Annotated in this window: 12 protein-coding genes; 10 read left to right on the top strand and 2 right to left on the bottom strand. The window is 44.9% G+C overall.

All coding sequences use genetic code 11. The annotated features are described in order from the left end of the window. Positions 1-4: 4 nt before the first annotated feature. From NH462_RS12390 to NH462_RS12345, 10 genes are all read left to right on the top strand, one after another. Positions 5-1,279: a HAMP domain-containing sensor histidine kinase gene (locus NH462_RS12390; RefSeq protein ID WP_253105844.1), complete on the top strand. Its 1,275-nt coding sequence runs from the start codon at positions 5-7 to the stop codon at positions 1,277-1,279. Positions 1,280-1,428: 149 nt separating this feature from the next. Next, positions 1,429-2,679 (top strand): HlyD family efflux transporter periplasmic adaptor subunit, encoded by a 1,251-nt coding sequence (locus tag NH462_RS12385; RefSeq protein ID WP_253105843.1) that lies wholly within the window; start codon positions 1,429-1,431, stop codon positions 2,677-2,679. A gap of 23 nt (positions 2,680-2,702) precedes the next feature. Beyond that, positions 2,703-3,425, top strand: coding sequence for an ABC transporter ATP-binding protein (locus tag NH462_RS12380; protein WP_253105842.1), 723 nt, complete (start codon positions 2,703-2,705; stop codon positions 3,423-3,425). A 26-nt stretch (positions 3,426-3,451) separates the two neighbouring features. Beyond that, positions 3,452-5,908, top strand: coding sequence for an ABC transporter permease (locus tag NH462_RS12375; RefSeq protein ID WP_253105841.1), 2,457 nt, complete (start codon positions 3,452-3,454; stop codon positions 5,906-5,908). A 644-nt stretch (positions 5,909-6,552) separates the two neighbouring features. Continuing rightward, positions 6,553-7,959, top strand: a complete 1,407-nt coding sequence (glnA, locus tag NH462_RS12370) for a glutamate--ammonia ligase (protein ID WP_010374454.1) — start codon at positions 6,553-6,555, stop codon at positions 7,957-7,959. Between the two features lie 266 nt (positions 7,960-8,225). Then, entirely contained in the window at positions 8,226-8,732 is a 507-nt protein-coding gene (locus tag NH462_RS12365) for a DUF4124 domain-containing protein (protein ID WP_253105840.1), read from the top strand. A gap of 538 nt (positions 8,733-9,270) precedes the next feature. Next, positions 9,271-10,353: a nitrogen regulation protein NR(II) gene (glnL, locus tag NH462_RS12360; RefSeq protein WP_010374448.1), complete on the top strand. Its 1,083-nt coding sequence runs from the start codon at positions 9,271-9,273 to the stop codon at positions 10,351-10,353. Continuing rightward, on the top strand, positions 10,350-11,747 hold the full coding sequence (gene ntrC, locus NH462_RS12355) for a nitrogen regulation protein NR(I) (RefSeq protein ID WP_088529552.1): 1,398 nt from the start codon (positions 10,350-10,352) through the stop codon (positions 11,745-11,747). Before glnL ends, ntrC begins: the two co-directional genes overlap by 4 nt. Before the next feature lie 152 nt (positions 11,748-11,899). Beyond that, entirely contained in the window at positions 11,900-12,076 is a 177-nt protein-coding gene (locus tag NH462_RS12350; RefSeq protein ID WP_157757218.1) for a hypothetical protein, read from the top strand. A gap of 160 nt (positions 12,077-12,236) precedes the next feature. Then, positions 12,237-12,698: a cyclic nucleotide-binding domain-containing protein gene (locus tag NH462_RS12345; protein WP_045989409.1), complete on the top strand. Its 462-nt coding sequence runs from the start codon at positions 12,237-12,239 to the stop codon at positions 12,696-12,698. Here the strand turns inward: NH462_RS12345 and NH462_RS12340 are convergent. Continuing rightward, positions 12,676-13,020, bottom strand: coding sequence for a hypothetical protein (locus NH462_RS12340; protein WP_253105839.1), 345 nt, complete (start codon positions 13,018-13,020; stop codon positions 12,676-12,678). The two genes, NH462_RS12345 and NH462_RS12340, sit on opposite strands and share 23 nt — an antisense overlap. Before the next feature lie 130 nt (positions 13,021-13,150). Then, entirely contained in the window at positions 13,151-14,386 is a 1,236-nt protein-coding gene (locus tag NH462_RS12335) for a cysteine desulfurase-like protein (RefSeq protein ID WP_017219326.1), read from the bottom strand. Positions 14,387-14,393 lie beyond the last annotated feature (7 nt).

Raw genomic sequence — 14,393 nt, 5'->3', positions numbered from 1 at the left:
ACCTTTGGCACGCTATTTTGTAGTTAAATTTCTGCTACTCATCGCTATTGAAATTGCGGGAGTGTGTGTCGTCAGTTGGCAAATGGGGATTCGCATACCTATTTCCATGCCTCTACCTACCTTACTCTTAATCGTTGGCCTGATTGCCTGCCAAGGATTATTACTAAAACAGCTTTACAATCGCTGTAAGCTATCGTTTGAACGCTGTGGTTACCAAGCCGAAGCGTGGCTTAAGCGCGACTTTAGCCTAAAAGCCAAATCGACATTTTCTTCGGGCGTTGTCGCCCAGCTGCACAATCAGCTGAATGCGCTCTCCGATATGCTACAAAGTGAAAAAACCGATGAAGATATGCAATCTTTCCTCGTTGCTGAACTGATCAGTGTGTTAAATACCCCGATGCTTATTTTCGACCAACGTATGCAACTGTGCTTTGGCAATGACGCCTGCTTTCAACTATTTCAAAGGCCATGGCAAACCCTACGATATAGCCACCCAGAGGCGATAGGGTTAACTCCTTCTCCACAGTGGCATTTTATCGATATACAGAACAACAAGCGCTGGCAAGTTAGACACAGCACCTTTACTCAGCAGAGTCAGTCATATCATCTTGTCGTCTGTATCGATATTCAGCAAGCACTGCGCGATCAGGAGCTTCAAGCTTGGCAACGCTTGATCCGAGTGATTAGCCATGAAATAAGAAATTCCCTCACCCCAGTGTCCGCCATACTGGAACGCCTACAAACTCGCGCAAAAGACCCAAGGGATCACGAAGCATTTAATATCGTACTTGAGCGGTGCTTCCATTTGCAGGATTTTATCCATAAGTACAGCCAGCTCAACCAACCAATAAAAGTAGAGATAAAACGTCTATCGGGGTTAGAGGTGAGCAAAACCGTTCAAGGCCTTTTCACCGATGTAGCGTGGCAAATTGAACTTTCTCCGGTCTACTTTCATGTTGACCCAACCTTATTTAATCAAGTGCTAATCAATATCATCAAGAACGCCATAGAAGCGAGCCCCGCGGGCTCTGTGCTTACACTGAAGCTATATACCAAAGACAATATTGCTATCTTGGAGGTGCTTGATGAAGGTACCGGCGTTGCCAACCACGATAACTTATTTGTGCCATTTTACTCCACCAAACAAACGGGGGAAGGTATTGGCCTTTACCTTAGCCGCTATTTTGTCGAGCAAATGTCTGGTTCCATTAGCCTAAGCAACCGTCAGGATAAACAGGGGGCGGTTTGTCAACTCACCTTTCCTGTGCCACTAAACTGACCCAATATACTCAGTCCAGTTTTTGAATTCTCACGTCCACAATCGGACCTTTCGGTAAAACAAAAACATCAAAGATCAATAAAAACAATAGGATAAAGTTTGGCATATCGTTTGCTCTCATTGGTTAACCGATTAAAGCAAGGTAACTGATGATGGACGTAATAAAACAAAAACAAGCAAAGCCGCTACAAAAGCTAGGGCTTGTTATCGCAATTCCCCTAGTGCTGATATTCGCTTGGCTTAGCCTTAAGCTATTCTCAACATCGGACGAGTTCAAATTACCAAGACAAACCATCATTGTTGGACAAGTTAAACAAGGTGATTTAGATGTTAGCGTTGACGGCTATGGTGTGCTTCGTTCTAATAAACAAAAACTGATCACCACCCAAGACCCTGCCACCGTCTATGAAATCTTAGTACGCCCCGGTGGTAAAGTTCAGCCTGATACCATCATTTTGAAGATGCAAGACCCGGACCTCTTACAGCAATTAGAAAGTGCTGAAATGGAGCTGAACCGTCAACAAGCAAACTTTCGCAGACAAAAGCTCGCAAACCAGCGCGAGTTATTAATGGAAGTCGCCACCCTTGCCGAACTTACCAGTGAGCATCAATCGCTAGTCATGCGCCGAGAAGCTCAGCAAACCCTCAGAGACCAAGGAGTTGTTCCCGCCATTGATGTAAAAACCGCAGAGCTTGAAGAGCAGCAGCTGTCAGAAAGAGTACAGCTCCAACAACAACGTATAGAGCAGCTAAAGCTATTACATTCGGAAGATTTAACCATCTCGCAAGAACTGATCAACCAAGCTCAGTCTCTTTTCGCCCGGTTAAAAGAAAGAGAAGCGAAACTAACAGTCCGAGCAGGTACAGAAGGCGTGTTGCAACGGCTCGCAGTTGAACTTGGACAAAGTGTTGTGGCCGGCCAAGAACTTGCTCAAGTTGGCAGTACCAACGACCTTCAAGCGCTGGTCAGAGTATCTCAGTCTAAAGCAGAACAAATTCAGGTAGGTCAATTTGCTATGGTCAATACACGCCGCGAACAAGTGCCAGCAAAAGTCACAAGGATCAGCCCGCAAGTACAAGAGGGCACCATTGAAGTTGAGCTCACTTTTGTCAATGGCGTTCCTGATTCTGCGCGTCCAGAACTTAACGTAGATGCGCAAATTAGTACACATCAGCTGAAGAACGCACTGTATGTTGAGCGTCCAAGTAACACTCAATCACACAGCCAGCAAACGCTCTTTGTGTTAGACAATGACATCGCAACCCCTCAGATAGTGTCATTTGGTATTGATGCAGGCAAATTCTTGCAAATTGAAAGCGGTGTCACCCCAAATCAGCAAATTATACTCTCTGATACGAGTACTTATAAAAACGCTAAACAAGTACGGATCATTCAATAATAAATCATCATTAGGATACGATTATGAAAGAAACTATTTTAACCATGTCAGGGATCACCAAAGTTTTTAGTACCGAAGAAATGGAAACTCATGCATTGCGTGGGATTGACTTGGAAATATATAAGGGTGATTTCGTGTCTATTTGTGGCCCTTCTGGATGTGGTAAATCTACCCTGCTGTCAATTCTTGGTCTGTTAGACATGCCAACAGATGGTAGCTATAAAATTGAAAATCTTGAGGTTAGCCAATTAACTTTGGCGGCTGCGGCACATATTCGAAACGAAAAAATTGGCTTTATCTTTCAGTCATTCAACTTAATTGATGAACTGACAGTCTACGATAATATCGCGCTGCCATTGCGTTATCGTAAAACTCCGATGAGCAATGCCGATATTGATCACGTTGTAATGAGCTGCCTAACAAAAGTAGATATGGCACACCGCGCAAAACATCGCCCAAACCAGCTTTCAGGTGGGCAACAGCAAAGGATTGCTATTGCCCGCGCACTCGTCGGCAACCCCGCATTACTGCTTGTTGACGAACCTACAGGTAACCTTGACTCAAAAAATGGTGATGCCGTTATGGACATGTTGAAAACGCTAAACCTAGAAGGGACAACATTATGTATGGTGACGCACGACCCTAGATATGCCGATATGGCGACACGCAAACTACACCTTCTAGATGGCAAAATACTGGCCCCCCAAACACACACTAACGCCAACACAGTCGTTGACACGTTTTAGTTCATGATGGAAGCGAGGAAAGTAATATGCTTGTCAAAGACATGAGTGCCAGTCTGTACTCTCTGAGTAAAGTAAAAGTATTTACCATCACGATTATCTCTACGCTTGCGCTCACACTAGGTACGCTCGTGGCGATGTTTAATTTAAACTTTACTATTCTCTCTGCGCCGTTGCCTTACCCCAATGCAGAGCAGCTTTACGTTTCAAAAGCAGTGCACTATATCAAGGATAGAGTGGAGTTTGATGATTTCACTCCGATACCTATGCTGCTTGAGATCTATGAAAATGAAAAAACGCCGGAGTCGCAAACCGCCCTATTTGGCTATTCCGAAGAGGTGATTAGAAGTAAAGTTGAAACGCCGCAAGTCAATACCACTTACACCACCCCTGAATTTATGCCGATGCTTGGATTTACTTTTCACTTAGGTCGTAGACCGAGCGCAGACGAAGGCCTTAATTCAATGCAGCCAATCGCGGTATTGTCCTATCAAGCTTGGCAAAAATATTATGGTCAAGCAGCCGATATCGTCGGTCAATCGATTCAAATAGACCAAGTAAATTTTAAAATCATTGGTGTGCTATCGGAGCAAAATCGCGAACCTGAAATGCTTACTCCGGGTCGTCTGACTGACGTATGGTTGCCTTGGGATTATTATTCATTCCAACGCCGCGATGCGCAGCACTGGGGGATCACCGGTCCTAATCGACACGTGTTGATTAAAAAAGCGGGGGCGGTAGACATTCCCACTATCAACCACCAGCTATCCACGCATTACAACAGCCGTTTTAAAACCCAAACAGCCAGCTCTTCTTTCTTTGATGATATGACCATTACGTTGGAGCTGTTACCGCTGCGAGAAAAAATCCACGGTGATAGTGCCAGCAAAACTATTTGGCTACTTTTAGGCGCACTTTGCCTGCTACTCATTGCTTGTGCCAACATTGCTAACCTTATTCTAGCCAGAGCGGTAAATCAGCAACGTGATATGGCAATCAAGGCTGCACTTGGCGCTGGACGCGGCCACTTATCTCGGGGCATATTTATCGAACTCTTAATCCTCACAAGCAGCGCCGCGATGCTTTCCTTCGCGGTGAGTGAATTATGCTACTACTTACTTAGGCTGGTAGCTGCTGATAGCCTACCTGGCGTACTCAACCTCAGCACAAATTTCATCACGGTTGCCTTGTGCTTAATTCTTGCCGTGTTATTGGCATCGCTCGGTGCATGGCTTGTGAGCAAACGCATTAACTTTAAGCAGCTCAATAGCCAACTCCAAAGCAGCGGAAAAGGCACTGGGATCCAAATCAAAACAGAAACCCGAAAAGCCTTAATTTTTAGCCAACTATTTCTAGCCAGCCTATTGTTACTCGCTTGCTCGCAAACTTTTATCAATGCATGGGGATTACTCAACCAATCTCCTAATTTCTCAACCTCTGAACGCTATGAGGTTGAACTCAACCAACTTGTAGAGCAACGTCCAGCCCGTGAACAAAGAGATGCATTTTATGCCGAGCGCAGACAACAATTACTAGATGTTACCGCTGCGCTCAAACAAAACCCACAATTCAAAGCGGTCAGCTTAACTACTGGCACACCGATTGAATTTGGACTCAGTACCTTTCTTGCAACTGATTCAGGATTCCAGACGCAGTATTCAGTGTCTGGTAACATCGTTGATGAATCTTACCTGCCACTGATGGAGGTTAGTCTGCTACAAGGCCGCAATTTCACCACTGAAGAAGTGAATAGCCAATCAGCTGTGCTTATTGTTAATCAAGCCTTTGCAGAACAACTTGCGCCACAAGGAGACGCTATAGGTAAACGCTTTTATTGGCTCAATGGCCGTCGTCATGTTCAGTATGAAATCATAGGTATTAGTGAAAATTTAGCCATTCCAGATAAGCCTGATACCGCTCGCATGTGGGCTGTGGACAGACTGTCAGCCTATACACCAGCGTTTATTATTCAAACGCACACAGGGCAGCAGATACTTCCCCAATCCATAAACCAGACCATGGCGCAAATATCTAAACGCTGGCGCGTTGCTGAAATTCAACCTTTGTCTCAACAGCTATCTAACTCGCTCGCAATTCACCAAGTTGCAGGTTGGGCTGCGCTATCTCTGGCAACCATCACCTTACTTATCGCACTAATTGGCATATATGGCGTACTCAATTACGGTGTTTCTATGCGTCGCTATGAACTCGGAGTGCGTATGGCAATTGGTGCGTCGCCAAAAAGTATTGTACTTGGATTACTAGGAGAAAATACTAAAGTTATCTTTACGGCTCTTGGATGTGCGACATTTGCAACCGTTGCAGCGATGGCATGGCTGGCAAACTCGGAGGTCATGTTTAGTGTCTCCCTGCTTGGATTCGTATTACCACTGTCGCTTATCATCGGAATTACCGCTGCAACAACTGTATTAGCCGCCAGCGGGGTTATTACTAAGCCCGCGTTATACTCGCTGAGAAGTAACTAGGGCCTGTTTACCTTTCAAGTTTGTTTTTGCAGCAGTTTGATTGGTATTTGTACAAGGCAGAGCCTGCGTAGCATAGTTATTCTATGTGAGTCAGGCGATAACACAGTAGAAATGCTAATCAAGCGCTGCCCTTTGGGTTCACCTGAGTGCGCTTTGTTCATTGTTGCTCAACTTTTGCCTAGATTACTAGGCGGCAAGTCGAGCGTCGCGACCAAAACACACTCAGGAGAACAAAAATCAAACAGCAAAGATCAACAGGCCCTAGCCTGAGCTTCGATAAAGTCAACTCCCTGAAGGCATGGCGTCTCCCTCAAGGCGCCTTGCTTTTTTTATTAAAACACGACCCCTGATCCCAGCTATCGCATTAAATTAATTTTTGCTTTGTTGCACTTCATAATCTATACCAATACTCCAAACACTTACTCGAAGATAAAGTGACTATCACAGGGAATCGCTTGCACCAACATTGCGCACCATAATGAAACATTTACGCACCAAGTTAGTGCAACAAGCTAATCCCTAAATTTCCCAAAAGTTAAAAATCAATACTTATCAAAAACTTAAAAACATGGCACAGATCAAGCTTATCTGTGTGCAATTGCAGTACATTGCAGCAAAAAATAACCCAACGAGTCGGAGGACACATGTCACAATCGGTTTTAGATTTTATTAAAGAGCACGACGTAAAATTTGTTGATTTACGTTTCACAGATACAAAAGGTAAAGAACAACACGTATCGATCCCACATCATCAAGCCGATGAAGACTTCTTTGAAGACGGCAAAATGTTTGATGGCTCATCTATCGCTGGTTGGAAAGGCATCAACGAATCTGACATGGTACTTATGCCTGATGCAGAAAGTGCAAAGCTAGACCCATTCGCAGAAGAAACAACGCTTATCGTTCGTTGTGACGTGGTTGAACCAAACACACACCAAGGTTACGAGCGTGACCCACGTTCAGTAGCTAAACGCGCTGAAGAGTTCATGCGTTCAACAGGTATTGCAGACACCGTATTATTTGGTCCAGAGCCAGAGTTCTTCTTGTTTGACGATGTTAAATTTAAAACTGACATGTCTGGCTCTATGTACAAAATCGATGCTGAAGAAGCAGCTTGGAACTCAGACAAGCACTACGAAGGCGGCAACACAGGTCACCGCCCTGGCGTAAAAGGTGGTTACTTCCCAGTAGCACCGGTAGACTCGTCTAATGATTGGCGTGCAGCTACTTGTTTAGTACTTGAAGAAATGGGCCACGTTGTTGAAGCGCACCACCACGAAGTAGCAACTGCTGGTCAAAATGAGATTGCGACTCGCTTTAATACGATGGTGACTAAAGCAGACGAAATCCAAGAGATGAAGTACGTTATCCACAACATGGCTCACCTATACGGTAAGACAGCAACCTTTATGCCTAAGCCAATCGTTGGTGATAACGGTTCAGGCATGCACTGCCACCAATCACTTGCTAAAGACGGCAAGAACATCTTCGCAGGCGACAAGTACGGCGGTCTATCTGAAGAAGCGCTTTACTACATTGGTGGTATCATTAAGCATGCTAAAGCAATCAATGCATTCACTAACCCAGCAACAAACTCTTACAAGCGTCTAGTACCAGGGTTTGAAGCGCCAGTTATGCTTGCATACTCAGCACGTAACCGTTCAGCATCAATCCGTATCCCTGTGATCCCATCAGAGAAGGGTCGTCGTATCGAAGTACGCTTCCCAGATCCTGCGGCTAACCCATACCTAGCTTTCGCAGCCCAGCTGATGGCTGGTCTTGACGGTATCCGCAACAAGATCCACCCTGGCGATGCAATGGATAAAGATTTATACGACCTACCAGCGGAAGAAGCAGCAGAAATCCCAACTGTTGCAGCATCACTTGATGAAGCGCTTGCTTCTCTAGATGCTGACCGTGAGTTCTTAACTCAAGGTGGCGTATTCACTGACGACCTAATCGATGCATATATCACACTTAAGTCGAAAGAAGTTGAAAAATTAAACATGACAACTCACCCAGTTGAGTTCGAAATGTACTACAGCGTTTAATCGCTAACCGACTACTACGCTCAATACTGCCGTATTGAGCTTGTAGAGCCAAAACTCATTATGCGTTTCTGGCACTCTTAATCATATGTGTTCTCAAGCCCGTTGTTACGGGCTTTTTTGATGCAATTCAAAAGCTTAAAGAAAGTTGCCTTTATGTTGTCATTATGGGAATTATTCATTTGCAACTCGCAATTCCAACTGCGCTATACTACAGTATGAACAGTAGTTTGCTCTGGAGATTTGTGGTGCGTCAGTGGTTTCTTATAATGTCGGTTAGCATGACGCTAGCCCTAACAAGCATTGATGCTGCAGCAGAGTCCAATCCAAAAATCTATCGCTGGAAAGACAAAAACGGCCATTGGGTCTATTCGGATGTACCGCAACCTGGCTCGAAAGAAGTCAAACTCAATGCCAGCGCCTTAACCATGCCAAGTGTTGATACTAAAATTCTCGAGCAAACGGATACATCACCAACGATTCAATATACAGCTAAAATCACTTCCCCAGAGCATGAGCAAACAATCCGCGATAATAGTGGCAGCGTATACGTAACAGGCACCATTGAGCCTAGATTTACCCAAGGTTTAAGCGTGCAACTCTTTCTCAATGGAACAGCCACAGGGCCAAAGCAAACTAATACTCAGTTTGCTTTGCGTGGCATTGATCGCGGCGAGCATTCTGTGGTTATGAAAGTGTTTAATCAAAAAGGTATGTTAGTCGCCCAAAGCGATGCTCATAAGTTCTTTTTGCACCGCAATACCGTGAATAATTAAAGCGATATTGCTTACCTACACTGACTTTCAACCAGTAGTTGCAAACATACTATGCTCATTTCCTCTGGTATTGAGGAAGCCAAATTCGACATGTCATTGTGTTCAATCCACAACCTTTGCTCACCAACCTGAACTTGATAGTAGACCTCGGCCTTTGTTCGCAATAAATATTTATCTCGCCAGTTAGGTTGGACGACCCGCATCACACCTGTAAGGGTGGCTTTCTCGCCATTCGTAGCTCGATGTACACTCGCAGCTTGAGGAGGAAAGCAGTCACCCTGTTCGGTAACATACTTAGCGCTTTGAAAGTCACACCCGCTCATGCAGAACGTGACAAAAAGGCTCCCCCCACAGACACGAGCTAGATGTATTTTTTGACACAAAGCACTAAGACCTTAAAGTTGGCATGCTTTATTAATAACAAGTTTAGGATACGAGTTCGAAAACCCCTAGTTTCTGAGCTTAGGTAATAATTTACTTCAATGGATGCAAAGCTATGCTATTCTCATTGCACCACATTGGTGCACGGTGAACATATATGGATCAACATAACTCGATTGACTTGGATAAAGTTTGGCAATCTCTCTCAACCGCGATTTTAGTGCTCGATCAAAATTTAATGATCCACTATGCCAATTACAGCAGTAGTGAACTACTGGGACTCAGCACTAAACGGCTTGTTGGACTGGCAATTGATAGTGTGTTTAATCATCATCATATAGACCTGCCACGGCTCTCTAAATACGTGCTACAAGATGGCGTAGACTGCCAGCAACACAGGGTAGACGTGGTATTCGTAGATAATCGTGTTGCGACACTAAGTCTGCATGCCAGACGAGTTTACCTTGCAGAAAAGGCGTATATTTTAGTGGAATGTCGCCGTGTTGATGATGCCCTGCGTTATGACCAAGCATCCAATCAAATGCACCAATTTCAGGCAGCTCGAAACCTCATTCGCGGTCTTGCCCATGAAATAAAAAATCCACTTGGTGGGATCCGCGGTGCGGCGCAATTATTGCAGTACGAAACTGATCAACAAGAACGGGAAGAATGTGCCACGCTCATTATTGAGCAAGCAGATAGATTGCGCGAGTTGGTAGATAGATTACTTGGACCCAATCAGTTACCACAAAAAGAGCCGTGTAATATCCATCAGGCGTTAGAGTCGGTGATAAAGTTAACCACCTTGGAGCGCGATGCCGATATCACCTTGGTAAAAGATTATGATCCCAGTATTCCGGCCATTGTGATAGATCAAGCCAAAATTCAGCAAGTTCTGCTGAATATGCTACGCAATGCTCAACAAGCGCTACAGCATGACGGTACGATCACCATAACAACGCGCATTAAACACCGTCTTCATCATGGTGAGCGGCTATTGAAAAAAGCATTACTCATCCGTATCAGCGACAACGGTCCGGGGATCGCCGATGAGGTAAAAGAGACATTGTTCTTTCCGATGATCACGAATAAAGAAGGAGGATCTGGACTTGGACTCTCTATCGCACAAACTTTGGTAGAGCAACACCAAGGGTTTATCGAATGCGATAGTTGGCCAGGACACACTGAGTTCAGTATCTACCTTCCCTTTGACAACACCGAAACAGGAAACGTGCAATGAAATCAGTTTGGTTAGTCGATGATGATGCTTCAATCCGATTTGTTTTAGAAAAGGCGTTAAAGCGAGCTGAGTTTGAAACCGAGAGCTTCGCCAGCGGTCAAGATGTATTGACCGCGCTTGAATATGAGCAACCCGCAGTGCTGATCTCAGATGTACGTATGCCAGGTATCGATGGCATGGCCTTGTTAGATAAAATTGCAGGACTCTACCCAAACTTGCCGGTGATCATTATGACCGCGCACTCGGACTTGGACTCTGCGGTCAACGCATTTAAGAAAGGAGCATTTGAATACCTCGCCAAACCTTTCGACTTAAACGAGGCCGTTTCCCTTGTGCAACGTGCATTTCGCGCAGGCCAGCAAACTAAAAAGCAAAAGCGCCACAGTGAAAAAGCCAATAGCCCCGACATTATTGGTGAAGCCCCAGCGATGCAGGAAGTGTTCCGCGCCATCGGTAAACTTTCCGCTTCAAGCATGAGTGTATTGATTAACGGCGAATCAGGCACGGGTAAAGAGCTTGTGGCAGGCGCGCTGCACAATCACAGCCCGCGAAAAGACGCTTCTTTTATCGCGCTCAATATGGCTGCCATCCCCAAAGATCTCGTCGAGTCTGAATTGTTCGGCCATGAAAAAGGCGCTTTTACTGGCGCTGACAGCATGCGCCGTGGCCGCTTTGAGCAAGCCGACGGTGGCACCTTATTTTTAGATGAAATCGGTGATATGCCACTGGACGTACAAACTCGGCTATTGCGCGTACTCGCCGATGGTGAGTTTTATCGGGTTGGTGGTCACAACAGCGTGAAGGTCGATGTCCGTATCGTCGCGGCTACCCATCAAGACTTAGAGACACTGGTAAAGCAAGGTAAATTCCGTGAAGACTTGTTTCACCGTCTAAATGTCGTCAGGTTAAAACTACCAGCCTTACGTGAGCGCCCTGAAGATATCGCTGCCCTGTGCGATCACTTTCTTGCAAAAAGCGCCAAAGAGCTAAAAGCCGAGCCAAAAATCATCTCCAAACATGCCCTGCAAAAAATGCAAGCCTATCATTGGCCAGGCAACGTTAGACAGCTGGAAAACACCTGCCGCTGGTTAACGGTAATGGCGCCGGGCGAACTTGTCACCCCAGCGGATCTGCCCGAAGAGCTAGAAAAACCACAACAGATTGACGCCTTAGAACATGGTAATTGGCTGGACGCATTCCAAACTTGGTTAGACTCAGAGTTACGTACAGGAAAAGACCATATTTGGCCCGATGTGCAAGCACAATTAGAAACACGGCTGATCAAATCCGCACTCAATGCCTGTCATGGTCATAAGCAAGATGCGGCGTTAAAGATAGGTTGGGGGCGCAATACATTGACCAGAAAGTTAAAAGAGAGAAATATTCAAGATTAGACGACAAGCTGAGTATTATGACTCAGCTTTCCCCCACCACTCCAGTTCCCAAAATGAATAATATCTGATTGAAAATCACACAAACAAACAGTAGCTTAGACTATGCCGTATCTTGTTACTCGGCATAACTTACATTTTGTAAAGGAATCGCTATGAAAATTACATTGAATAAAAAACCACTAAAACATCTATCTAACAGCAAGAAGCTAGCAAATGAGCTTACACCGCAAGCAGCTGGTGGTTATGATGTTACCTCACCACACAATAAAGGCTGTATCAGCTATCAGGGGATGACATGCCCTACTTCGCCGTACGACCCTGCTTGCTAGAATGATCTAACTCATGTCGCTTATCGTTATATACCAATCCACATAAATAGTTGGCGACATAATCAAGTAGATTGGTGTAAGCGACAATAAAAAATCATTGCTCTAATCAAAAAAAGTCGCCACTATTTAATAAAGACAATGTACTAACTTATGTAAGCCTGTGAAACTGCTTGAAAATGTCCCACTGTTTAAACAACTAGAGATCATCAATCGCTTAGCGTTTTTTAAAGAGTTTACACTTGCCGAGCGCCAGGTGTTACTCGAGTCTTTTGGTCACTTATATCTGGTGCAGCAAGAGCGTCACGCCTTCAAACGCTTTGAAAAAGACAATCGCCTGTATATTGTGTTAAGCGGTGAGTTTTTGATTTTTAAACAAGATGCGGCCCATGATTTAGGCAAGGTTGGTCCTGGTGAATTTTTAGGTGAAGGCGCATTTATCACTAACCGAGAACGCAGCACCAGCGCACAAGCGTTAAAAGACAGCATTATATTGGCAATAACCCCAGATGCACTGACACGCTTGCCCAATGTGATCCGGGAAAAAATCAAAGACAAGCTTATTGAAGGTATGAGCCATCGCATTGCTAAGCTCAATGCATTTATTGAAGGTGTAACTGACTAAGTAAAGTAGCCCAAGCAAAACATAAAAGAATGGCACTACAGCAAAGCAGCTTATCTTGCCCACTGTGATTTGTAATCCACTTTGACTTTGAAATGACATACTGAATAAGCATCATGAGCGGGATAGTAAAGCAGATAAATCCATAAAAGAGATAACTTAGTGTTGCCGTCCACCAGAAGTGTGGACTCGTTAAGTCCGTTTCATTCACCATACCAACCATGGGGACAGGAAACTGATATACATAAATAAATATCAGTGATAGAAGCCAACAAAACAGAGGAATAATAGTAATTCTTATCACGCCATCAGCAGTCCTTTCCATAATTTCCTCCAGTTAATGTAATACATATAATTAAAGTATACTATTAAAAAGCGGTATCGAAATAGAAGTGAAGCTACTAGAGAACTCGATTGTTGCGAGAAGAAATGGGAGCCGTAGCTCCCAATTTTTATTATGCTAATAACTCACTGAATGCATCAAACAAGCTATCTAGCTCTTCAATGGTGTTGTAGTGCATACAACCAATACGCACCACCCCACCTTTATCCATCACCCCTAGCTGCTCGCAAAGCCCTTGGGCGTAGAAATTGCCATCCCATACGCACATGTGCTTTTTACCTAAGAATTCAGACACGGTACGTGGCTCGATGCCCTCAAATGTCAAAGCAAACGTTGGTGTGCGCTCAGCGAGTCGCTCGCGTGATTCAATACCAAAAAGTTTAACCTGTTTAAACTCGGCTAAACGCGTTAAGAAGTGTTGGCTAAGCTGCATCTCATGCGCTTTTGTGCGTGCAAACGCCTCAACCAGCTTCTCTCGGCGTGGTGTATCCGCACTCATCTCGCTTAGTGAAGCAATGTAGTCAATCGCCGCAACAACACCCGCTAGCCCTTCGAAACTCTGCGTACCAGTTTCCCAACGACCTGGAATAATGTCTTTTGCCGGCTCCACCTTATACGGAGTAAAACCTTCTAAATGCTCACGCTTACCATACACAATGCCGACATGCGGACCAAAGAACTTATAGGCAGAGCACGCAAGGAAGTCGCAATCCAATGCCTGTACATCGATTAGCTCATGAGGAGCATAATGCACAGCATCAACATATACCAATGCACCAACTTGGTGCGCAAGCTCCACAATACGTTTGATATCGTTGATTGAGCCCGTTGTATTTGATGCATACGTCACCGCAACCAACTTAGTCTTGCCGTTTAGTAGTGATTCAAAATGCGCTAAATCAAGCGTGCAATCGGCTTCATTAATGCGCACTGCATGTACCGTCGCACCTTTATCTTCGGCAGCTTGACGCCATGAAGAAACGTTTGAATAGTGATCGGCATTGGTCACAATGACTTCATCACCCGCTTGCCATTCGCGAGATAGCGCACGGCTAAAGCTAAAGGTTAAGCTGGTCATGTTGGCACCAAATACAATTTGATCTGCACTTGGCGCATTGAGTAAGTCAGCAACTGCTTGGCGCGCTTCACTCATCAAACTGACGGTCTTATCGCTTGAGAAAAATGCACCACCTAAGTTAGAGTTAAAATAACCAAGGTAAGCAGACATCGCGCTCAACACGGACTGCGGGACTTGAGAGCCACCTGGGCCATCAAGGAAAATTGGCGCGGTTCCGCCAATACTTTGCATAAGCGCAGGGAACTGACGACGCACTTGATTTAAATCCATACTACCC

This window comes from Pseudoalteromonas sp. OANN1, assembly GCF_024124685.1.
Taxonomy (GTDB): Bacteria; Pseudomonadota; Gammaproteobacteria; order Enterobacterales; family Alteromonadaceae; genus Pseudoalteromonas; species Pseudoalteromonas piscicida.
This window is presented reverse-complemented; position numbering and strand designations above follow the sequence as displayed.

Excerpts from the sequence above, each read along its gene's own strand:
- NH462_RS12385 (WP_253105843.1), top strand. The coding sequence starts at position 1,429 with ATGATGGACGTAATAAAACAAAAACAAGCAAAGCCGCTACAAAAGCTA.
- NH462_RS12380 (WP_253105842.1), top strand. The coding sequence starts at position 2,703 with ATGAAAGAAACTATTTTAACCATGTCAGGGATCACCAAAGTTTTTAGT.
- NH462_RS12375 (WP_253105841.1), top strand. The coding sequence starts at position 3,452 with ATGCTTGTCAAAGACATGAGTGCCAGTCTGTACTCTCTGAGTAAAGTA.
- glnA (WP_010374454.1), top strand. The coding sequence starts at position 6,553 with ATGTCACAATCGGTTTTAGATTTTATTAAAGAGCACGACGTAAAATTT.
- NH462_RS12365 (WP_253105840.1), top strand. The coding sequence starts at position 8,226 with ATGTCGGTTAGCATGACGCTAGCCCTAACAAGCATTGATGCTGCAGCA.
- glnL (WP_010374448.1), top strand. The coding sequence starts at position 9,271 with ATGGATCAACATAACTCGATTGACTTGGATAAAGTTTGGCAATCTCTC.
- ntrC (WP_088529552.1), top strand. The coding sequence starts at position 10,350 with ATGAAATCAGTTTGGTTAGTCGATGATGATGCTTCAATCCGATTTGTT.
- NH462_RS12350 (WP_157757218.1), top strand. The coding sequence starts at position 11,900 with ATGAAAATTACATTGAATAAAAAACCACTAAAACATCTATCTAACAGC.
- NH462_RS12340 (WP_253105839.1), bottom strand. The coding sequence starts at position 13,020 with ATGGAAAGGACTGCTGATGGCGTGATAAGAATTACTATTATTCCTCTG.
- NH462_RS12335 (WP_017219326.1), bottom strand. The coding sequence starts at position 14,386 with ATGGATTTAAATCAAGTGCGTCGTCAGTTCCCTGCGCTTATGCAAAGT.